At 59.3% G+C, this 231-nt stretch carries 1 protein-coding gene; it reads left to right on the forward strand.

Features of this window, described 5'->3' with window-relative positions; translation table 11 throughout:
- On the forward strand, positions 1-231 hold a 231-nt coding region (locus J5M72_RS28845; RefSeq protein WP_207868351.1), incomplete at both ends, for an amino acid permease.

The raw sequence follows: 231 nt of genomic DNA on the forward strand, positions 1-231 counted from the left end.
CGCTGATCATGTTCATCGTCATCGCCGCCGTGGCGTTCAAGGCCGACATTTTTACCCGCGACATCTGGGGCCACAGCAACCCGAATTTCGGCGGGGTGATGGATCAGGTGCGCAACATGATGCTGGTCACCGTGTGGGTGTTCATCGGCATCGAAGGCGCGAGCATCTTCTCGGCCCGGGCGGAAAAACGTTCGGACGTCGGTAAAGCCACCGTGATCGGTTTCATCACCG

Origin of the sequence: Pseudomonas sp. 58(2021) (assembly GCF_017491585.1) — a bacterium.
GTDB lineage: Bacteria > Pseudomonadota > Gammaproteobacteria > Pseudomonadales > Pseudomonadaceae > Aquipseudomonas > Aquipseudomonas fluorescens_BT.